This window comes from Sphingorhabdus sp. (assembly GCF_035329025.1).
Taxonomy (GTDB): domain Bacteria; phylum Pseudomonadota; class Alphaproteobacteria; order Sphingomonadales; family Sphingomonadaceae; genus Sphingorhabdus_B.
Genome location: NZ_DAOLHN010000024.1, coordinates 30,104 through 50,025 on the forward strand (window position 1 = coordinate 30,104; position 19,922 = coordinate 50,025).

The 19,922-nt window shown below is 58.3% G+C and carries 18 protein-coding genes; 9 read left to right on the forward strand and 9 right to left on the reverse strand.

The features are described 5' to 3' along the window. Positions 1-14 precede the first annotated feature (14 nt). Together PKC81_RS08410 and PKC81_RS08415 are read right to left on the reverse strand one after the other, a co-directional pair. The gene (locus PKC81_RS08410) at positions 15-722 is read right to left on the reverse strand and encodes an acyl-CoA dehydrogenase family protein (RefSeq protein ID WP_324335012.1); all 708 of its coding nucleotides are present in this window, start codon (positions 720-722) and stop codon (positions 15-17) included. Continuing rightward, on the reverse strand, positions 719-1,852 hold the full coding sequence (locus PKC81_RS08415) for an acyl-CoA dehydrogenase family protein (RefSeq protein WP_324335014.1): 1,134 nt from the start codon (positions 1,850-1,852) through the stop codon (positions 719-721). The genes PKC81_RS08410 and PKC81_RS08415 overlap by 4 nt, the downstream gene beginning before the upstream one ends. 193 nt (positions 1,853-2,045) lie before the next feature. Between PKC81_RS08415 and PKC81_RS08420 the strand changes: the two genes are divergently transcribed. Further along, a complete protein-coding gene (locus PKC81_RS08420; RefSeq protein WP_324335016.1) occupies positions 2,046-4,271 on the forward strand; it encodes an EAL domain-containing protein in 2,226 nt (741 codons plus the stop codon). An 18-nt stretch (positions 4,272-4,289) separates the two neighbouring features. On the opposite strand, the gene PKC81_RS08425 is transcribed toward PKC81_RS08420, so the two are convergent. Further along, the gene (locus PKC81_RS08425; protein ID WP_324335018.1) at positions 4,290-5,144 is read right to left on the reverse strand and encodes a MipA/OmpV family protein; all 855 of its coding nucleotides are present in this window, start codon (positions 5,142-5,144) and stop codon (positions 4,290-4,292) included. A 151-nt stretch (positions 5,145-5,295) separates the two neighbouring features. On the opposite strand from PKC81_RS08425, the gene PKC81_RS08430 reads away from it, so the two are divergent. Genes PKC81_RS08430 through PKC81_RS08445 form a run of 4 tightly spaced genes read left to right on the forward strand, consistent with a single transcriptional unit; the run spans position 5,296 to position 9,759 of the window. After that, the gene (locus PKC81_RS08430) at positions 5,296-6,657 is read left to right on the forward strand and encodes an NAD(P)-binding domain-containing protein (protein ID WP_324335020.1); all 1,362 of its coding nucleotides are present in this window, start codon (positions 5,296-5,298) and stop codon (positions 6,655-6,657) included. Positions 6,658-6,660: 3 nt separating this feature from the next. Then, complete coding sequence (locus PKC81_RS08435; RefSeq protein ID WP_324335022.1) at positions 6,661-7,890, forward strand: cytochrome P450; 1,230 nt, start codon at positions 6,661-6,663, stop codon at positions 7,888-7,890. A gap of 4 nt (positions 7,891-7,894) precedes the next feature. After that, on the forward strand, positions 7,895-8,770 hold the full coding sequence (locus PKC81_RS08440) for an enoyl-CoA hydratase-related protein (RefSeq protein WP_324335024.1): 876 nt from the start codon (positions 7,895-7,897) through the stop codon (positions 8,768-8,770). A 5-nt stretch (positions 8,771-8,775) separates the two neighbouring features. Next, complete coding sequence (locus tag PKC81_RS08445) at positions 8,776-9,759, forward strand: glutathione S-transferase N-terminal domain-containing protein (protein WP_324335026.1); 984 nt, start codon at positions 8,776-8,778, stop codon at positions 9,757-9,759. An 11-nt stretch (positions 9,760-9,770) separates the two neighbouring features. Here the strand turns inward: PKC81_RS08445 and PKC81_RS08450 are convergent, their stop codons facing one another. From PKC81_RS08450 to PKC81_RS08475, 6 genes are all read right to left on the reverse strand, one after another. After that, positions 9,771-9,950 carry a rubredoxin gene (locus PKC81_RS08450; protein WP_324335028.1) on the reverse strand — a complete coding sequence of 60 codons (180 nt, stop codon included), beginning with the start codon at positions 9,948-9,950 and terminating at the stop codon, positions 9,771-9,773. A gap of 1 nt (position 9,951) precedes the next feature. Next, entirely contained in the window at positions 9,952-11,223 is a 1,272-nt protein-coding gene (locus tag PKC81_RS08455; protein WP_324335030.1) for a cytochrome P450, read from the reverse strand. A gap of 20 nt (positions 11,224-11,243) precedes the next feature. Further along, a complete protein-coding gene (locus tag PKC81_RS08460; protein ID WP_324335032.1) occupies positions 11,244-12,752 on the reverse strand; it encodes an NAD(P)/FAD-dependent oxidoreductase in 1,509 nt (502 codons plus the stop codon). Between the two features lie 77 nt (positions 12,753-12,829). Continuing rightward, positions 12,830-13,240: a DUF2141 domain-containing protein gene (locus PKC81_RS08465; RefSeq protein ID WP_324335034.1), complete on the reverse strand. Its 411-nt coding sequence runs from the start codon at positions 13,238-13,240 to the stop codon at positions 12,830-12,832. Then, complete coding sequence (locus PKC81_RS08470; protein ID WP_324335036.1) at positions 13,197-13,946, reverse strand: sterol desaturase family protein; 750 nt, start codon at positions 13,944-13,946, stop codon at positions 13,197-13,199. The genes PKC81_RS08465 and PKC81_RS08470 overlap by 44 nt, the downstream gene beginning before the upstream one ends. Further along, positions 13,943-14,716 (reverse strand): energy transducer TonB, encoded by a 774-nt coding sequence (locus PKC81_RS08475; protein ID WP_324335038.1) that lies wholly within the window; start codon positions 14,714-14,716, stop codon positions 13,943-13,945. The genes PKC81_RS08470 and PKC81_RS08475 overlap by 4 nt, the downstream gene beginning before the upstream one ends. Before the next feature lie 69 nt (positions 14,717-14,785). On the opposite strand from PKC81_RS08475, the gene PKC81_RS08480 reads away from it, so the two are divergent. From PKC81_RS08480 to PKC81_RS08495, 4 genes are all read left to right on the forward strand, one after another. Beyond that, entirely contained in the window at positions 14,786-16,744 is a 1,959-nt protein-coding gene (locus PKC81_RS08480) for a hypothetical protein (protein WP_324335040.1), read from the forward strand. A 175-nt stretch (positions 16,745-16,919) separates the two neighbouring features. Then, a complete protein-coding gene (crtY, locus tag PKC81_RS08485; protein ID WP_324335042.1) occupies positions 16,920-18,101 on the forward strand; it encodes a lycopene beta-cyclase CrtY in 1,182 nt (393 codons plus the stop codon). Further along, positions 18,098-19,579, forward strand: coding sequence for a phytoene desaturase (locus PKC81_RS08490; RefSeq protein ID WP_324335044.1), 1,482 nt, complete (start codon positions 18,098-18,100; stop codon positions 19,577-19,579). The genes crtY and PKC81_RS08490 overlap by 4 nt, the downstream gene beginning before the upstream one ends. After that, the coding region (locus PKC81_RS08495) for a TIGR00730 family Rossman fold protein (RefSeq protein ID WP_324335046.1) at positions 19,576-19,922 on the forward strand (347 nt) is incomplete at its 3' end. The genes PKC81_RS08490 and PKC81_RS08495, both read left to right, overlap by 4 nt.

A 19,922-nucleotide genomic window follows, 5' to 3' on the forward strand; every position in this document is an offset into this window, starting at 1 on the left:
GGCATCCATCGCAACTAACGCGCTGTGATTTCAGCCCACAAACCCGGGCCGCCCAGTTTCGCAACTTTCATTCCAAGCACATTCGCCCAATAGGCGTCGTTGCCATGGTCAGATCGCCAGTCGAGCAACGGCCCCGTCAGCTTGTGCAGGTCATATTCCTGCGTGAAGCCGATGGCTCCGTGCACTTGATGGGCGATTGCAGTTGCGTGCCCAATGGCTTTGTTGGTCCGCAATTTGGCGCAGGCAATTTCGAATAGGGCGTTATCTGCATCGCCAGCAGCCCGGTCAAGTGCGGTTGCCGCTGCAGCGCCGGCTACATTCACCGCTGCTGCCTCTACTGCAAAAACCGCCAATACCTGCTGCACCGCCTGAAATTTCCCGAGCGGTTTGCCGAATTGCTGGCGCGTGTTCACATAGTCGATGCTCATCGCCAGCGCGGCATCCATCGCGCCTGCGGCCTGCGCCACGCGGATGAAGGCACCGATGGGCCGTGAAACTTCACCGTCGACGATCAGTTCGCCAACCGGCAGTTGCGGAACCTTCGCACCCGCCAGCCGCAACACGGCGAAGACATCGCCCCAGTCGCCGCCGAAGCCGCCATCGGCTTCGGAAACGAGCAATTGGGCGAAGCCCGCGGCTTCGATCGGTGCCATGCCCTCGGTAACAGCTTCGGCAAAGACTGCCTCTGCAGTGTCGCATAAGAGGGTGCGTTGTTCGCTCATCTCAGCCCTAATCCCCTCGCAATAATCCCCCGAATGATCTCCCGCGTTCCGCCGCGCAGCGAGAAGCTCGGTGCGGCAATGAGAAGCGCGCGCATCAACTGCGCCAGATCATCGTCACGCGTTGACGGGCAGTCGACCAGCGACTGCACACGTTGCGGCAGGCTTTGTTCAAAACTGTTGCCCAGATCCTTGACCATCGACGCCTCGACCATCGGATCTTCACCGGCTGCCAGCTTGGCGGCAGTCGAAAGCGACATTTGCCGCAGCGTCCACAGCTCTGCAGTCAACTCGCCTATCAAACCCTTGATTTGCAAATCCGGATCGGGCCCTGCTGCATCGATCAGCGCGGTCATCAATACATGGCTGGACAGATAGCGTTCGGGGCCGGATCGTTCGAGTGCCAGTTCGGCCGTAGCCTGCGCCCATCCCTGCCCGCGCGTCCCGACCATCGCCCATTCGGGAAGGAGCACATCATCGAAAAACACTTCGTTGAAATGATGATCACCGCCCATGTCAATAATCGGTCGGATGGTAATCCCCGGAGCATCCATCGGAATCAGGAACTGCGAGAGGCCTGCATTGCGCTCACTGCCCTCTTCGCTGCGCACCAGTGCCAGCATCACATGGCTCATATGCGCGCCCGAGGTCCAGATTTTCTGGCCGGAAATGCGCCATCCTTCAGCAGTGTGGCGCGCTGATGTCCGCACAGCTGCCAGATCGGAGCCGGCGCCGGGTTCTGACAAGCCGATGCAAGTGTAGATCTCTCCCTTGCAGATACCAGGCAAATAGGCGGCCTTCGCCTCGTCGCTTCCATAACGGAGGATGAGGGGGGCAGTCTGCCGATCTGCAATCCAGTGTGCACCAACCGGCGCACCTGCCGCCAGCAACTCTTCGATGACGATATAGCGCTCAAGCGGATGCCGGGCGTGCCCGCCCACTTCTTTGGGCAGGATCATGCCAAGAAAGCCAGCCGCACCCAGTGCACGCGAAAATTCGGGATCGCCAACCACCCAGCAATTGGGGACACCCAGCTTGGCCTGATGTTGCGCCAGAAAGCGACGCACCTCGTCACGCAGCTTGGCTACGTCACCAGGAGGATTGAACGGATATATCGTGAAACTCTGCTGCATTGTCATTGCCATGCCAGCCAATATCCAAGACCACAAGGGCGCATAGACAGGATTTTCGCTGTCCCGAACCTGTCGGCCCAATGCGCCAGATTTTGAAAAAAGTTAGCAATATATAAACCAAAAGATGCGAGAAATTGTGCAGGGAGGAAGCGTCGAAGAGCCCTGTGAAATTAGAGCTGATCGGATTGATAGCGTGAAAAATATTCTACGAAGCTGGACCGGCATGGGCGCACAGGATGCGGACGGCAACGCTTCGGTTTCTGTGATCCGCTCGAACGACGCTGCAAAGCGCCTCGAACTGCTGGACGACTTCGAACAGGCGGGCATCAGCTGGCTATGGGCAACCGATGCCGATGGCAGGCTTGTCTACCTGTCCGGAAATGCCGCCGAAAGCCTTGATAAACCGTTGGAAGAAATGCTGGGCCGGCCGCTTGTCGAGATTTTCGAAACCGACCCAGACAGTCCCGGCGGCTCGACCGCAAGGCCGCTCAATTTCCAGCTGACGGCGCGCAACAAGCTTGTTGACCAGACCGTCCGACTAACGGTCGGCCGCTCCAAACATGAAGGCCGCCAGACCTGGTGGTCGCTTTCAGGGCATCCGAAATTCGACAAATCCGGCGGATTTCACGGCTATCGTGGTAGCGCGAAAGATATCACCACTGAATATGAACGGCAGTTGGAAGACTCTCGGTTGGCCGAATATGATTCCCTCACCGGGCTCGCCAACCGCCACAGGATGAACAAACGGCTGGAATCCATATTGGCTTCCTACAAGGCTACGAACCGTTCCTGTGCTCTGATGATGCTCGATCTGGATCGGTTCAAACAGGTTAACGACACTTTCGGCCATCCGGTAGGCGATGATCTGCTGAAACAGGTTGCCAAACGGTTGCAACGCGTGGTCGGCCATCGCGGGGAAGTCGGGCGTCTGGGCGGTGACGAATTCCAGGTGATACTGCCCGACATTGATGATCGCGGCAAACTAGGCGAACTTGCGGGCAAGATCATTCAGGTGGTGTCACAGCCTTATATCATCGAAGATAAGCGCGCGACGATCGGCACCTCGGTCGGGATCGCCATTTCCCCTTATGACGGAGTCCATAAGGATGATTTGATACACAATTCGGATCTGGCGCTCTACGCCTCAAAAAATGGCGGGCGCGGCCAGTTCCGTTTCTATTCCGCAGACCTGAAGGATGAAGCCGAAGAGCGGCGCATCATCGAGGAGGATTTGCGCGTTGCACTCGCGGAAGAGAAACTGGAACTGCATTATCAGCCGATCGTTCGCACCGACGACAATATGGTTGTGGTATTTGAAGCGCTGATGCGCTGGACCCATCCGGAGCGCGGCTATATCGGCCCGAATGTCTTCATTCCCATCGCGGAAGAATCAGACTTGATCCTGAAACTTGGCGAATGGGCGCTAAACAAGGCATGCGTCGATGCGCTTGCGTGGCCGGAGTCCGTCCGGGTCGCCGTGAATGTGTCCGCCGCCCAGTTCACCCATAGCGAATTTGCCGACACCGTGACGCAGGCGCTGCAGGTCTCGGGACTGGAACCCGGTCGCCTTGAACTCGAGCTGACTGAAAGCGTTTTCATGGGCGACAGCGAGACTGTCGAGGAAACCTTCCGGACGCTCAAAAAACTGGGAGTTCGCCTTGCACTTGACGATTTCGGAACCGGCTATTCATCGCTCAGCTATTTGCGTTCTGCACCGTTCGACAAACTGAAAGTTGACCGCAGTTTCGTCGACAGTTGCACCTTGAAGGACCAGAATAGCGATAAAATCATCGCCGCCATCATCGGTCTGTCCGAGGCGTTGGGTATGGAAGTCACTGTCGAAGGTGTCGAAGCATTCGATCAGCTTGATGTCGTCAAATCCAAAGGTGCCCGCTATATTCAGGGCTGGATCTATTCCAAGGCCCTGACCCAGGACACGATTGTAGAGCGCATGAAATCGGGCGAATTCCGTATCGAGCCCGACGGCCCGGATCGTCATCGGGGCGAACGGCGTTCAGTATTCCGCCGGATTGGCGTGATCCATGATGACCATCGTTATGACGCTTTGATGCGCGATCTCTCAAAGACTGGCGCACGGATCGAAGGGCTGGTTGGCGTTTCCGTCGGCACCGATTTGGTGCTCGACCTTGGCGGTGGGCAGCTGGTTGTCTGCACCGTCAATCGTTCGCATGACGCCACCTTCGCGGTCGAATTTGAAACGCCGTTGGTCAGCGACGGTGCCGGCGGCTTGTGCACACGGCATCGCGCATCCCCTTATGCACTTGCTGCGGCCGGGATGAAGATCGATACCGGACCAAACGGGAAGAGCAGCAATGTCGTCCTGCTCAATCCGCCAACGACCAAGCCCCAGTTCATGGAAGTAACAGTGAACAAAACGCAGGGTGCAGGCGGGTTTTAAAGGTCCGGCTTCGACCGGTTAAAAACTGTAAGCAATCCCGGCGACCGCCAGAAACTGGTCGGCATCGCCGACATCACGCACTATCGGGCTGCGCGCATATTGGCCGAGCAGGCGCTTGTAACCGCCAAGCGCGAACAGGCCCCACCCCTTGCGATTGTCGCCGCCCAGATCATGGGTCAGCAGTAATGTTGAACCGACATTTTTGAAACCGCCGCCATCTGTGGAATAGGCCGGAAGCGCTCCGGGCTGAGCCAAGGCAGGGACATCGAAATAGGTGCGGCCATATCCGTCACCAACATAGTCTGCGGAAACTCCGATTCGGGCAAAGGCGCGTTGCGACACCGGGCTGGAAAGCGAAACACCGGGTGTCAGGATGTAACTGTCATGCGCGCCTGCAACATCGTGCACAAAGGCCAGATCAAAAGTCAGTGAGGCGGGCGGAATCAGGAAGCCCTTTTTACCGATCCCGACATAGCCACCCAATTCGACGGCGGTTTTGCGTGTGCCGAGCAATGCAACGCGCGGGTCGTCTAGATCGCTGCGGCTTGTGCGGTCACTGCGCAATTGCGCAACTGGTCCTGCGATTACGTTCCACCGGCTATCGGCAGAATCGCGCACAAGATCGACATAGATGTTAGGCCCGCGCACCTGAAATTCGAAACCGTCTACTTTCCCCTGAATAACCCCACCAGGCTGGAAACCGTAGTCGCTGGCACCTTCATACTCGGGCGCGATCCCGCCACCAAGCCCAAGGGTCAGGCTGTCGCGATCTTCCTTGGTTGGACCCAGCAGAGGTTGAGCGTTTGCTGGATTAAACGATATCAAGGCGACGATAACATAACCCATCGCTAAAGCGGCTTTTACATTCGACATTTCTTGCTCCGTATCAACCGCCCCAAACCGTCTTCTACAGCAGGTTGGTGAAACACGACAGGGCAGGAAATCGCCTTAGGGGCTAGACTTTAATCGCACGATTAAACATAGTCGTTTCCGGAGCCCGCACAGGCGGGGAGGAGAGATCGACATGAACCTGCCGAAGGTGTGTATCATCGGTGCCGGTTGTTCCGGCTTTACGACAGCAAAACGACTGAAAGACTATGGCATCCCGTTCGACATTTTCGAAGCGTCGGACGATATTGGCGGCACCTGGTATTACAACAACCCTAACGGCATGTCGGCCTGTTACCAGAGCCTGCATATCGATACGTCGAAATGGCGGCTGGCTTTTGAAGATTATCCGGTTCCCGCAAACTGGCCCGATTATCCGCACCATTCGCAGTTGCTCCAATATTTCCACGACTATGTCGACCATTTCGGCTTGCGTCCGAATATCCACTTCAACACCCGCGTCGAAAAGGCAAAACGGCGCGACAGTGGCGGCTGGGATGTGACGCTTTCGACTGGAGAGACAAAACATTACGATGTTTTGGCGGTCGCTAACGGACACCATTGGGCGGCCCGCATCCCTGAATATCCAGGCCATTTCGATGGCGCGCAAATCCACTCGCACCAATATCGCACGCCCTTCGAGCCGGTAGACTGCATCGGCAAACGCGTTCTCGTCGTCGGCATGGGCAACAGCGCCATGGACATTGCTAGCGAGCTTTCACAGCGGCCGATGGCGGACAAGCTGTTTGTTTCCACCCGCCGCGGCGTCTGGATTTTCCCCAAATATTATCAGGGCCAGCCGCTTGACAAAAACCCGGCTCCAGCCTGGATGCCCAAAGGTCTGCGCCAATGGCTCGGCGGACGGATGGTAAGGAAGCTGGTCGGCAAGATGAGCGACTATGGCCTGCCAGAGCCCGAAATCGGTCCGTTCGAGAGCCATGGCACGGTATCGGGCGAATTCCTCGTCCGCGCTGGCTCCGGCGACATCAACATGAAGCCCGCGGTCGAACGGCTGGACGGCGATGGCGTCGTCTTCACAGATGGCAGCCGCGAGAAGATCGACATCATTGTCTGGGCAACAGGCTATGACATCAGCTTCCCCTTCTTCGACGATCCGGCCTTCACTGCCGACAGCGATAACCGCCCGCCGCCCTTGTTCAAACGCATCATGAAGCCCGGGGTTCCCGATCTTTTCTATATGGGCCTTGCACAGCCGCTGCCGACATTGGTCAACTTTGCCGAGCAGCAATCCAAACTGGTCGCGGCCTATCTCGCCGGCAAATATGCGCCGCCGTCGGAAGATGAAATGCGGCGCATCATCACGGCTGATGAAGATTATTACACCGGCCAATATTACGCAGCGCGGCGGCATACCATCCAGCTCGATTTCGACCATTATGTCCGTGCATTGAACAAGGAACTGGAAAAGGGTGCGAAACGTGCGGCAGCCAAGGGCAATGCTCTGCCGGTCACCGCGCGCCAGTTGGAGGAGGCTTGAACCATGGCAACAATAGCAGACACGCGCCCGATCAATCCGTTCGAAGTGAGCGCAAACGCGATCTACACCGAAGACCAATGGCGGGAGCCCTTCGCCAAATTGCGCGCGGAAATGCCGCTCAGTTGGCGCCCGGAAAGCCCCTTCGGCGCCTATTGGTCGGTGGTGACACATGATCTGGTGCAGGAAGTCGAACTGCGCCACGATGTCTTCAGCTCACGCTGGGACATGGGCAACATCACCATCGCCGAAGCGGTGAACGGGGAAGGTTTTCCGAATTTTATCGCGCAGGACCCGCCGATCCACACTGCGCAACGCAAGGTCATCGCCCCGGCATTCAGCCCGAGCCAGATACTCAAGCTGGAAAAACTGGTGCGCGAACGGACCGAAAAGCTGTTTTCCGAACTGCCACGCGGCGAGGAATTTGACTGGGTCGAGCGCGTTTCGCTTCCGCTCACTCTGGGAATGCTGTGCATCCTTTTCGATATGCCGTTCGAGGAGTGGCGTGACATCAAGCGCTGGTCGGATTGGGCCAGCGGCGTTTCGGAGGAAAATCTGAACGAGGAATATCGCGCCCAATTTCTGGTCCAGATGGGCGAGATGCTGGCCCGCTTTGACCGTGAGCTGGAGGATCGCCGCACCAAGCCGCCCACCGATGATCTGTTGAGCCGCATGGTCCATTCGGAAGCGATGGGCAATATGGACGCGATGGAGCGGATCGCCAATATCGCGCTGCTGATTGTTGGCGGGAACGATACCACGCGCAACTCCATGTCGGCGCTGGTCGAGGCGTTCGACAAATATCCCGGCGAGATGGAACGGCTGCGTGCTGACCCCTCACTGACCCCCAATGCGGCGCAGGAAATCATTCGCTGGCAATCCCCGGTCACGCATATGCGGCGCACGGCACTGAAGGACACCGAACTGGCCGGCCAACGCATTGGCAAAGGAGAAAAGGTGGTGATGTGGTATATCTCCGCCAACCGTGACGAGCGGGTGTTTCCCGATGCGGAGCGCTTCGATGTCGGGCGCGACAATGCCCGCCGCCATGTCGGCTTTGGCCATGGCATCCACCGCTGCGTGGGCGCGCGACTGGCCGAAGTGCAGCTGCACGCTGTCATAGATCAGATGCTGAAACTGCCCGGACCAGTGGTACCGCAGGGCAAACCGACGCGGCTGGCCAGCCCGTTCCTCCACGGCTTCACCGCCATGCCCGTCAAAATCATGGAGGCTTGAACCCATGACCGAATACAGCACGCTGGTGGTTGAGCAAGAAGGACCGATCCTATGGGTCCGCATCAACCGACCCGAAGCCATGAATGCCTATACCGCGACAATGGGCGCGGAACTGGCAGCGGCCTTTGACCATGCCGATAGCGAGGATTCGATCCGGGTTGTCATCCTCAGCGCATTGGGCCGTGTGTTTTGTGCAGGAGCCGATGTCTCGGCTGGTGCAGGCTCATTCGATACCGAGAGTGGCGAAGGCGCGAAGAATTTCGGCGGGCGCAGTGAAGGCCGCAACGCCAATTTTATCGCTGCAATCATGAACTGCCGCAAGCCCTCCATCGTGGCTTTTAACGGCTCGGCCGCTGGCGTCGGGCTGACGCTCACTTTGCCCTGCGACATACGCATCGCTGCGGACAATGCCAAATTCGGCTGTGTTTTCACCCGCCGTGGTTTGGTGCCAGAGGCGGGTTCGGCATGGTTCCTGCCGCAGATTGTCGGGCTGAGCCAGGCACTCAAATGGTGCCTGACCGGTGCACTCGTTCCTGCCAGCGAAGCGCTGGAAAAAGGTCTGCTGGCGGAAACCTGCCCTGCCGAACAGCTCGACAATCGGGCACGCGAATTGGCGATGGAAATCGCCACCAACACCTCGTCGGTGGCCATCGCGCTCACCCGTCGACTCTTGTGGCGCTTTTCAACCGATGCTGATCCATCGGGCGCGCTCTCGGTCGATGCACCGCTCAACATTGCATTGGGTAAGGGTGCCGATGTTCATGAAGGCGTCTCCGCCTTCCTCGAAAAGCGTGCACCCAATTTTCCGAGCAAGGTATCGAGCGACACGCCCGCAACACCTTGGTGGCCGGCTGACCCAACCGCCCGCCGCCAAGGATAGGCCCGATGTATACACTCTACGGCGCGCTCGGATCCCCTTATTCGATGAAGATGCGCGCCTTGCTGCGCTATCGCCGGATTGCGCACATCTGGAAGGATGGCACGGCGGCGCGCGATGCGTTGCAGCAGGTGAAGGCGCCGGTCATTCCGGTGCTACAATATCCCGACGGACATTTCGCCAATGATTCCACACCATTGGTCTATGATCTTGAGGCGCGGCATGCAGATCGCTCGGTGGTTCCGCCTTCCCCCGCCCACGCCTTTCTCGCGCACCTGCTGGAGGATTTTGCTGACGAATGGCTGACCAAGGCCATGTTCGGCTATCGTTGGCTGGAAGAGGTCGACCAGGTGCAGATGAGCCGTTGGCTGGCGTTCGATAATCTCAAAGGCGGCGGGCTCCAGACCAGTCAGGGCTTTGCTGAGGCGTTTCGCTCGCGGCAGGTGGGGCGCATGGCGATTGTCGGCTGCACCCGTGAAAACTTTCCGCTGATAGAGGCAAGCACCAAGGCCGTGCTCGCAGCACTCGAGGCACATGTGGTGAACCGGCACAGCCTGTTTGGAACCCGGCCCAGCCTCGCCGAATTTTCGATCTATGGGCAGCTATCGCAATTGGGCACCGACCCGACCCCGCAAGCGATGATGCGTGCGGAATTCCCTTACAGCTATCGCTGGCTGGCGCATGTCGATGACATGTCCGGCGTCGAAGGCGAATGGGAGGATGAAATCGCACCCGTGGTTGCGGAACTGGTTCGCATATCGGGCGAAGTCTATGCGCCCTTCCTGCTCGCCAATGCAGCAGCATTTGAAAACGGAGCGGAAACATTCTCGATGACCGCGATAGGCCTGCCCTATGAACAGGGCACGTTCAAATATCAGGTGAAATGCCTTGCAGACCTGCGTGCGCGCTATGCGGCGCTAGAGGGGGCGGAAAAAGCTGCGGTCGACCCCGTGGTCGGCCACTGTTGGAGAATGGCTTTGGCCTTGACCTGAATTGAAGACTTTCAGCCGATTTCGACCATTTCGAAATCGGCTTTTTCCGCACCGCATGTCGGGCAATACCAGTCGTCGGACACATCTTCCCAACGGGTTCCCGGCGCGATGCCGTCATCAGGCCAGCCTTCGGCCTCGTCATATTCCTGCCCGCAATAAGTGCAGCGGTAGCGTTTGAACTGCTCTGCCATCTCAGTTCAGCGTGAAGCGGACAGGTACATGCTTTGGCCCGCAGACGAAGTTCGAAATCGTCCGCTGCGGCGTGCCGGCCAGTTCGATGGATTTCAAATGCGGGAACAATTCTTCCCACAAAATCCGCATCTCCATGCGCGCGAGATGCTGGCCAAGGCAGACATGCGCGCCATAGCCGAAAGCGATCTGCCGGTTGGGTTCGCGGTCAATGCGATAGTCGAACGGATCGTCGAACACCGCCTCGTCGCGGTTGGCAGATTGATAGGATAGCATCATCCAGTCACCAGCCTTGATCTTCTGCCCCGACACTTCGGTATCCTGAGTCGCGCTGCGCATGAAATGCTTCACCGGAACGACCCAGCGGATCGATTCTTCGACAAAGGCATTCACCTTGCCCGGATCGGCTTTCAACTGCTCGAACAGATGCGGACGCTCAGCCAAGGCCCACATGGCGCCTGCCGTGGTGTTTGAGGTAGTGTCGTGCCCGGCGGTAGCGGCGATAATGTAATAGCCCATCAACTGGCGGCGATTCAGATATTCGCCATTGACCTTGGCATTGGCGATCAGGCTGTTGACCTGGTCGGTCGGGTTGGCCCGGAACTTCTCGGTCATCACACCGAAATAGGCTTCCAGATCTTCCATCGTCCGGCGCAGCCCATCGAGCGCTTCGGCTGGATTCACTTCCTTCTTGTCGCGATTCAGTTCCGGGTCAGCACTGCTGAACAATTCCTGCGTTAGCTTGAGCATGAACGGCTCATCCTCTTGCGGAACGCCCAGCACGGTCATGATGACGCGCAATGGATAGAGGAACGCCACATCGCTCGCAAAATCGCATTCAGGTGCTTTTTCGAGCATTTCGGCGACGAAGGATTTTGCAATCTTGCGGATATCGTCCTCCAGCCCGCGCAGCGCCTTGGGCGTGACCGACGGAAAGACGACTGCACGCAGATCCTTATGCTCCTGCCCGTCGAGCGAGACGAGGCTGCGCACCAGATTGGGCTCACCGCCGGTGATGAAGCGCACCATCGGTTCCATTTCCTTGAGGGTCAGAAAGGTCGATTTATCGCCATTGTGGAAAATGTCCGGCTGCTTTTCGACCGTCATGATGTCCGCATGGCGGCTGACGACCCAAAAGGGCTCCATCCCCTCGGGTTCGGCCACGGCCAGCGGCATTTCGGCGCGGATGGTGCGGAACGCTTCATCAACCGGATCGCCCGCCGCATAAGCGCGCGAGTCAACGATGGTCTGGGCGAGATTTGCTGGGATTTGCATGTTTCTGGTCCTGTCTGCGGTCAGCTATATTTGAATTCGGTACCGGTCAGATCGGTTGCCGGGATCTGGTCTTTTTCCGCCCAATAATCCTGGTTGTGCCGCCATTCGGGTTTGTCCCCGCGCCTGGGCATTTTATCGAGCCCGCGCATCAGATAGCCCGGATTGAAATTGTCCTCTTCGATCCAGGGCGCCAGTGGCATCCCTGCATCTTCGGGACGCAACTGCACATCGACGCGTTTGGCGCCGACCTTGTCCATATGGTTGAGCAGATTGCAGACAAAATCGCCCATCATATCGACGCGCAATGTCCAGCTGGCGCGGAAATAGCCCATCACCCACGCCATGTTCGGAACGCCGGTGAACATCATGCCGCGATAAGTGACGGTGTCGCTCCAGTTGACGGGCTTGCCATCAACGCTGAACGGAATGTCGCCCATGACCGACAGGCGAAAACCGGTGGCGGCGACGATGATGTCTGCCTCGATTTCTTCGCCCGAACTGGTGCGCACACCTTTTTCCGTGAAGCGGTCGATCGTGTCAGTGACAACCGTGACCTTTCCTTCCACGGCAGCACGGAAAACGTCACCATTGGGGCAGAAGGCCAGCCGCTGCTGCCACACGCGATATTTCGGCGTAAAGTGCGGCTCAAACTCGAAATCGGGTTTGCCGGTGAAGGCGCGGACCAGCTCTTTCAGTTCCTCGAACACCACCTCGGGTTCGGTCTGGCAGCGCTTGGTCATCATGTCCTGATCATACATGATCTGTGCACGCACCACGCGGTGGATGGTGGGTTCATCGATGCCGATTTCGCGCAGACGATCTGCCAGTTCATTCTTGTTTTCGCTGCAGAAGAAGTAGGTCGGCGAGCGTTGCAGCATCGTCACATGCGCTGCCTTTTCAGCAAAGGCGGGGACTACAGTAGCGGCAGTCGCGCCCGATCCGATTACCAAAATGCGCTTGCCGGCATAGTGGGTTTTCGGGTCCCACAGCTGGGCATGGACGAATTGCCCCTTATAGTCGCTCAGCCCTTCCCAATCAGGGATATAGGGCTTTTCATGGTCGTAATAGCCTTGGCACATCCAGAGGAAGTTGCAGGTGAAGCGCTTGGTCGCTCCCGACTTGTCTACCGCCTCTATGGTCCAGCGATTGTCTGCGCTCGACCAAGAACATCCGGTGATGCGGTGGCCGTAACGGATGTTGGGGCCAATGTTATTTTCCTCGATCACCTCACCCATATATTTCAGGATTTCGTCCGCACTGGCGATCGGCGCGCCCACCCATGGCTTGAAGCGATAGCCGAATGTGTAGAGGTCGGAGTCGGAACGGACGCCGGGATATTTGTGCGTTTCCCAAGTCCCGCCAAATGTGTCCTTCATATCGAGGACAACATAGCTTTTGCCCGAACATTGCTGTTGCAGGTGATAGGCCGAGCCTATCCCGGAAATCCCGGCACCGGCAATCAGAACGTCAAAATGTTCAACTCCACCGCTCGACCCAGCCGAATCGTTGCGTTCCAGTGTATCCAGCATCTTCTATCTCCTCTGCTTGAGGGAGATAATTGCTGGTCGGTTGCAAGTTGCAATTGACCAAAATCAAAAAGTGAAAGTTAGAGCATATATTTCATTTTAACGGTCTGTGTCGCTGAACCCTTTAAAGCAAAAGCCGCCGAAGCAAATTTGGGCGGTCCGAAAGCGATCTTGGGATTGCGCGAAAATCCGAAACCCTCTTTCGGAATCGCGAGCGTCGTGTCGAGCTTGTCATTAGCATTTTCATCATGGACCAGCGACAGCGCATAGGTGCCATCGGCAAGCCCAGAGAAGCTGATCGAACCCGCAGCCGATGCCCGTACCGTACGCTTGTGCGCCGCGGGGTCCTTCGAACAATCGGGAAAGGCTTTGGCATTGGCCGTCAGGCAGACCAAAATATTGCCCTTTTGATTGCGCAATCCGGTAACCGAAACGGTCAGAGTGGAATCATCCGCCGCCTGCGCCGCGCCCTGCCCTGCCAAAATCGCCAAGGCCAAGATCGGTGCCGCAAAGACGGTCCCAGAAACGGAAGTAGAGCCCATAATTTCCCTTATACGCATCGTGATGCTTTTGATGGTGCGTCGCCGTTATCAGCCAGCGACCCAATGGTCCATGAACAAGACTGCGCGGGAATAGTTCCCAGCCCATATGGTTGGTGATGCCCATCAGCGTCATGGTGAAGAGCACGAAGCCCAAAGCACCAACATGGATTGGGATCAGGAAGACCAACGCCGGGATGACCACGGCCCCCGTCACCGCCTCCCAAGGATGAAAGCTCATCGCTGCCCATGCGGTCGGCGGGCGGCTTTCGTGGTGGACGGCATGGGCGACCCGAAACAGCCTTGGCCAGTGCATCCAGCGATGCGTCCAATAGAACCATGTGTCATGCGCCGCGAGGAACAGGAAAACCGACAGCGGCAGATACCAGAGCGGATAGTCACCAATAACGGTATAGATTTGCGTCCAGTCCCGGTTCTGCCAGCCCCAAGCGACAACACCCGCGGGCACCCCGTAAATTCCAGCTGACAGCAAGGACCAGTAGATTTCGCGGCGCATCTGCGCGTCGAGTTTTGCATAAAGCCCGGGGCGAACCTTTCCCGTCAGCCATGCGAAAAAGCCGCTGGTCGCGAGGTAGCGAACGCCGACGATCAATGTCATCGCCAGCGCCGATCCCAATGCCGCAATCGTCGGCGTCATTGTTCCTTCCAGGTCACATTACCGCGATAGCGCCCGGCGGATGCAAGTCCATTTGCACCCTTGGCAGGCGTGAAGCGCGCGCGTTTCATGAAGGCATTGCACGTCGCCTTGTCGAGCGCTTCCTTACCCGAAGATATGGTCACCGTGCAGCTTTGCGGGCGTCCATCGGCGGTAACGACCATCTCGAACCTTGTGGTCCCCGAAGCCGTCACACCGCGCGGATAATCCGCAGCCGTTATGATCGCCGCCGGATTCTTAAGCGAGGAAGCGAGCAACAAAGGCAGGTTGCCCGTCCCACTTGGGTCACAATTCGCGAGACCCCCAGCCTGCATCGTCACCACAGCAGGGGCGCGGCATGCAAAGATGTTGAGCGATTGGAGCGGGCGATACTGTCCGGGGAGAGTCGCGCGCGGCGCGACCAAATGGCGGGAATAGCGATCGGGCGAAGCGCAAGTCGATATCCCGGCTTCCTCGGCACAAACCATCACATCCACCGGAGTGTCGCAATTGTTGATCAGGCTAAAACTATCGGTCGACTGGCGGTTGTAGCCAATACATTGTTCGGCAGCATAGCCGGTTTGTGAATTGGCTGGCTGATACGCCCCGACGGGTGACGGCCCCATCGAAGCCGCCAAGGCATAGCATGCCAGCACTGCCCAATATGTCTTCATCGCGTCGCCATACCAGATTGATTCAGGCTGTCCACGGCGAAGGGCCGATCCAAAAGCGGTGTCGTATTCGTCCAATACATTGAAGTCGGACTGCTGCATAACATGACTATCGAAAGGAATAGGCCGTCGGTTATGATGGTCCGTTCTTCTCGATCACGGGGTCGCACCATGTCTGCAATATCGGCGTCTGGTGCAATTTTTTTTTGGGCATCTGCTGTTGGTGACGGCGCAACCGCATCAGGCCCCAGCAATGCCAATCCTATTTTCGCATCGGTCGCGGTTGGCTATAACGCGTTGGCGCATGACAATGCCGTAGCCATCGGTAATTCGGCCACCGCGCGCTTTAGCGGCACGGTCAATCCCGCCAATATCGGCATTAACTCGGCAATAGCGGTTGGCGGCAACGCCGTCGCAGTAGGGTCGAACACGGTTGCGATCGGCACCACAGCGCGGGCGGGCACCGGCTTCACCCTCAATACACCGAACTCGCCGGTAGAGGCCGGAAGCAACATCACCGTTGTAGGCGGTCGCGCCGAGGCTAACCAAAACAACGCGACGGCAGTTGGTGCCAATTCGGAAATAACTGCCGAAGACGGCACCGCGCTTGGCACCAATACCGTGGTCAGCCAAGCAGGCGGAATCGCCATCGGCCAAGGTGCCCAAGCCATTGGGCCAAGCACCACCAACCAAATTTTCGCCTCGACCGCCATTGGCTTTAATGCCTTGGCGCAAGACAACGGCGTCGCGCTTGGCCAAAACGCGACGGCGCGGTTCAGTGGCTCGGTAACGCCGGCAAATATCGGCATCAACGCCGCGAGCACGCTGGGTAGCAATGCCGTAGCAGTCGGCAGCAATACCGTTGCGATCGGCTCGACCGCTCGTGCAGGTACCGGATTTACCTTCAATACGCCGAACTCTGAAGTGTTTGCGGGCTCCAATGCAACTGCCGTTGGTGGCCGTGCAGAGGTCAACGCGGTCGGCGGCACGGCGATCGGCGCGAACAGCGAGGTATCGGGCGATTCAGGGACCGCGCTTGGCGTGAGTACGCAGGTAACTGCGACAAGCGCCATCGCCATAGGTGCGGGCCGACAAGCAACTGCCAACGGTGCAATCACAATCGGTAGCGGCACAACCGAAGCTTCGGACGTCAATGCAGTCGCCATCGGTACCGACGCTGTTGCTAGCGGCGGAGCAGCCGTTGCCATTGGCTTTGGCCAGACGGCAACGGGTAATGGCGCTGTGGCCATTGGCGATCCGAATACCGCTGTCGGGACAGGTGCAGTAGCCATCGGTGCGGACAACACCGCAACAGGCGACGGTGCTGTAGCTATCGGTAATCTGACTGTCGCAAACGGCAATGGTGCCGTCGCCATTGGCAATGGCGCACAGGCCAATGCGGCGGGTGCAATTGCTCTGGGTGACGGCTCGATTGCCAATGATCCGAATACGGTATCGTTCGGTGCGGCTGGTACCGAGCGTCGTTTGACGAACATTGCAGCTGGCGTTGCCGCAAGCGATGCTGCGACCGTGGCCCAATTGAACACTGCGGTTGGCGGAGCAACGGCGAGTGCTGCGGCGGCGCAGGGTACCGCAAATACAGCGCTAGCCAATGCAGCAACCGCCCAGACGACCGCAAATACCGCTGTGGCCAATGCAGCGACAGCACAAACAGCCGCCAATGCCGCGCAGACTACAGCAGATAGCGCCGTTGCACAAAATGCAGTGCAGGACACGCAGATTGCCGCAATCCAGGTGGTGAATACGACACAGAACACCCGCCTCACTGCCTTGGAATCGCTTAGCCTCGGGGCGATTCCCGCGCTACAGACACTGACGGCAACGCACACGGCCCAGATCAGTGAACTGTTCGCGCTGACCGATCGCGATCGTCGGGATTCTCGCCGAGGTTCGGCAACGGCATTAGCTCTCACGACGGCACCGATGCCATCCAATGTCGGCGGGGTCAGCTATGCGTTGAACGCGGCGACCTATCGTGGCGAACAAGCGATCGGTCTGTCCTTTGCTTATCGCGCCAACACTGAAAACCCGTTCGCGGTGACCGGTGGCATTTCTTATGCCGGTGGCGATAGCATTGGTGCCCGCGTGGGCGTGGCAGGCGAATTCTGAGTTAACAGGGGAACCGGACGGGATTGTGCACGCAGTCTCGCAATATCCCGACGGGCAGGCCGGAGCGAAAGCTTCGGCCTGTATCGTTTGGCCCCAGCGAATATCCCCGCATTATCCACGCCTTTGTGCACATAGCGGCTTTTGAAGCCAAATCGCCTGCGCTAGGGCCTTCTACATGCCGTTGGCTGCTCCAACCCCTATCAAATGTGACCTTGCCATTGTCGGCGGCGGCCTTGCCGGTGGGCTGATCGCGCTTGCCGTTGCGCGGCAGCGTCCTGAACTCAAGATCGTACTGGTCGAGCAGGAACAGCATTTCGGCGGCAATCATATCTGGAGCTTTTTCGCGAGCGACGTCGCGCCCGAGCACCGCTGGCTGACCGCGCCACTCGTCACCTATGGCTGGTCGGGCTATGACGTGCATTTCCCGGCGCATAGTCGCAGCCTCGACAATATCTACTACACCATCGAGTCCGAGCGGCTCGATTGGCTGTTGCGGCATAATCTGCCGGCATCGTCACTACTGACCGGGCGCACGGTCAAAGCCGTCAGCCCGCGTCTTGTCGTGCTCGACGGAGCACAGCGGATCAATGCGGGCGGGGTGATCGATGCGCGCGGGGTGGCGGACTATCATCATCTCGATTGCGGCTGGCAGAAGTTCACCGGCCAGTTGATGCAACTTTCCGAACCGCATGATTTGACGCGGCCGATCGTGATGGATGCAACGGTCGAACAGCATGACGGCTATCGCTTCGTTTATGTTCTGCCATTCGGCATGGACAAGGTGTTCGTCGAGGACACTTATTATAGCGACAAGCCAGACCTCGACCGACGGGTGATGGCGCAGAGAATCGCGGCCTATGCCGATGGCAAGGGCTGGCAGGTCGAACGGGTGCTGCGCGAGGAAACAGGCGTGTTGCCCGTCATCATGGGCGGCGACCTCGAAAACTACTGGGCGAGCGGCAGCGGGCGGACGGCCAAGGCCGGTGCACGCGGCGCTTTCCTCCACCCGGTCACCAGCTACTCGTTGCCTGATGCCGTGCGCAACGCGATCTATATTTCCGAACTGCCCGATTACGACGGCGACCGATTGAACATGCTGATGCGGCAGCGCGCGCAGGAGCATTGGAAGGGCGGCAGTTTCTATCGCATTCTCAACCGGATGCTCTTTCGCGCGTCCGAACCTGGCGAACGGTACAAGCTACTCGAGCGCTTCTACAGGCTTAAGCCCGGATTGATCGAACGCTTCTATGCCGGGCAGAGTACTGGCAGCGACAAAGCGCGCATTCTCTCTGGTAAACCACCGGTCCCCATCGGTAAGGCGTTACAAGCAATTCGGGCACGGAAGACAAAAAGATGAAATCAGCCGTCGTCATCGGCTCGGGCTTCGGCGGACTGGCACTTGCCATCCGCCTGCAGGCCGCAGGCATTCAGACCACCATCATCGAAGCCCGCGACAAGCCCGGTGGACGCGCTTACTATTGGGAGCGCGACGGCTTCATCTTTGATGGCGGCCCGACGGTGATCACCGATCCGCCCTGCCTGACCCAGCTTTGGACACTGACCGGGCATGACATGGCGCAGGATGTCGAACTGATGCCGGTCATGCCTTTTTACCGGCTCAACTGGGCTGACGGCACCAATTTCGATTATTCCAACGACGACGCCAAACTGCGCTCCGAAATCGAAAAGCTGAATCCCGAGGATGTCGCAGGCTATGCGAAGTTCCTTGAATATAGCGCGGGCGTGCATGACGAAGGCTATGTCAAACTCGGCACAAAGGCATTTCTCGACTTCGCCTCGATGATAAAAGCGGCTCCGGCACTCGCCAAATATCAGGCTTGGCGCAGTGTCTATTCGATGGTTTCTTCTTTTGTGAAGAATGAGAAGCTGCGCGAGGCACTGTCCTTCCACACATTGTTGGTCGGCGGCAATCCGATGAAGACCAGCGCCATCTATGCGCTGATACACAAGCTGGAGAAAGACGGCGGCGTCTGGTTCGCCAAGGGCGGCACCAACCGGCTGATCGCAGCGATGGTGAAGCAATTCGAACGCATTGGCGGCACTCTGATATTGGGAGACCCTGTCGAGCGGATAGAAACGCAAGGCGAGCGTACCACCGGAGTGGTAACCCAATCAGGACACCGGATCGATTGCGACGCGGTCGCCACCAATGGCGACATCATGCACAGTTACCGTGATCTGCTTGGTCACCATCCGCGTGGAGAGAAAGCCGCAGCAAGCCTTTCGCGCAAGAAATTCTCCCCCAGCCTGTTCGTCGTTCATTTTGGCATCAAGGGCACCTGGCCCGGCATCCCGCACCATATGATCCTGTTCGGGCCGCGCTATAAAGGGTTGCTCGACGACATCTACACCCATGGCGTTCTGCCGCAGGATTTCTCGCTCTATCTGCACCACCCGACGGTCAGCGATCCTTCTATGGCACCCGAAGGCTGCTCGACCTTCTACGCACTGGCTCCAGTCGCGCATCAGGGCAAGCTGCCGATCGACTGGGAGGAAATGGGTCCGGTCTTCGAAAAGCGCATCCTCGATGAGGTCGGACGCCGCCTGATTCCGGACATCCACGAGCGTATCGTCACCAAATTCCATTATACGCCCGCCGATTTCGGCACCGATCTCAACGCGCATCTGGGCAGTGCCTTCAGCCTTGAACCTGTGCTGACCCAAAGCGCATGGTTCCGCGTGCATAATCGCGACGATGTACTTTCCAATCTTTACTTTGTCGGCGCAGGAACGCATCCGGGGGCTGGTATTCCGGGTGTAGTGGGCAGCGCCAAGGCCACCGCCGAATTGATGATCGAGGACTTGAAACGTTGAAACGTCTTGCCGTCTATTGCGGTTCAGCCACCCCGGCCGACCCAGTTTATATTGAATGCGCACGGATGGTTGGCCGCGAACTGGCTCAGCGCGGAATCGGATTGGTCTATGGCGGGGGTCGGCTTGGCCTCATGGGCGCTGTGGCTGACGCAACGCTTGAAGCAGGCGGCGAAGTTATCGGCGTCATCCCCGAAGCCTTGGTCGGCAGCGAAGTCGCGCATCGTGGTTGCACCGAACTGCATGTCGTGCCCGGCATGCACGAACGCAAGCGCATGTTCACCGACCTGTCCGATGGCTTCATCACCATCCCCGGCGGCGTCGGCACGATGGACGAATTGTGGGA

Excerpts from the sequence above, each read along its gene's own strand:
- PKC81_RS08435 (WP_324335022.1), top strand. The coding sequence starts at position 6,661 with ATGGCAACAATAGCAGACACGCGCCCGATCAATCCGTTCGAAGTGAGC.
- PKC81_RS08470 (WP_324335036.1), bottom strand. The coding sequence starts at position 13,946 with ATGACGCCGACGATTGCGGCATTGGGATCGGCGCTGGCGATGACATTG.
- PKC81_RS08410 (WP_324335012.1), bottom strand. The coding sequence starts at position 722 with ATGAGCGAACAACGCACCCTCTTATGCGACACTGCAGAGGCAGTCTTT.
- PKC81_RS08475 (WP_324335038.1), bottom strand. The coding sequence starts at position 14,716 with ATGCAGCAGTCCGACTTCAATGTATTGGACGAATACGACACCGCTTTT.
- PKC81_RS08460 (WP_324335032.1), bottom strand. The coding sequence starts at position 12,752 with ATGCTGGATACACTGGAACGCAACGATTCGGCTGGGTCGAGCGGTGGA.
- PKC81_RS08450 (WP_324335028.1), bottom strand. The coding sequence starts at position 9,950 with ATGGCAGAGCAGTTCAAACGCTACCGCTGCACTTATTGCGGGCAGGAA.
- PKC81_RS08440 (WP_324335024.1), top strand. The coding sequence starts at position 7,895 with ATGACCGAATACAGCACGCTGGTGGTTGAGCAAGAAGGACCGATCCTA.
- PKC81_RS08425 (WP_324335018.1), bottom strand. The coding sequence starts at position 5,144 with ATGTCGAATGTAAAAGCCGCTTTAGCGATGGGTTATGTTATCGTCGCC.
- PKC81_RS08455 (WP_324335030.1), bottom strand. The coding sequence starts at position 11,223 with ATGCAAATCCCAGCAAATCTCGCCCAGACCATCGTTGACTCGCGCGCT.
- PKC81_RS08445 (WP_324335026.1), top strand. The coding sequence starts at position 8,776 with ATGTATACACTCTACGGCGCGCTCGGATCCCCTTATTCGATGAAGATG.
- PKC81_RS08430 (WP_324335020.1), top strand. The coding sequence starts at position 5,296 with ATGAACCTGCCGAAGGTGTGTATCATCGGTGCCGGTTGTTCCGGCTTT.
- PKC81_RS08490 (WP_324335044.1), top strand. The coding sequence starts at position 18,098 with ATGAAATCAGCCGTCGTCATCGGCTCGGGCTTCGGCGGACTGGCACTT.
- crtY (WP_324335042.1), top strand. The coding sequence starts at position 16,920 with ATGCCGTTGGCTGCTCCAACCCCTATCAAATGTGACCTTGCCATTGTC.
- PKC81_RS08480 (WP_324335040.1), top strand. The coding sequence starts at position 14,786 with ATGTCTGCAATATCGGCGTCTGGTGCAATTTTTTTTTGGGCATCTGCT.
- PKC81_RS08415 (WP_324335014.1), bottom strand. The coding sequence starts at position 1,852 with ATGCAGCAGAGTTTCACGATATATCCGTTCAATCCTCCTGGTGACGTA.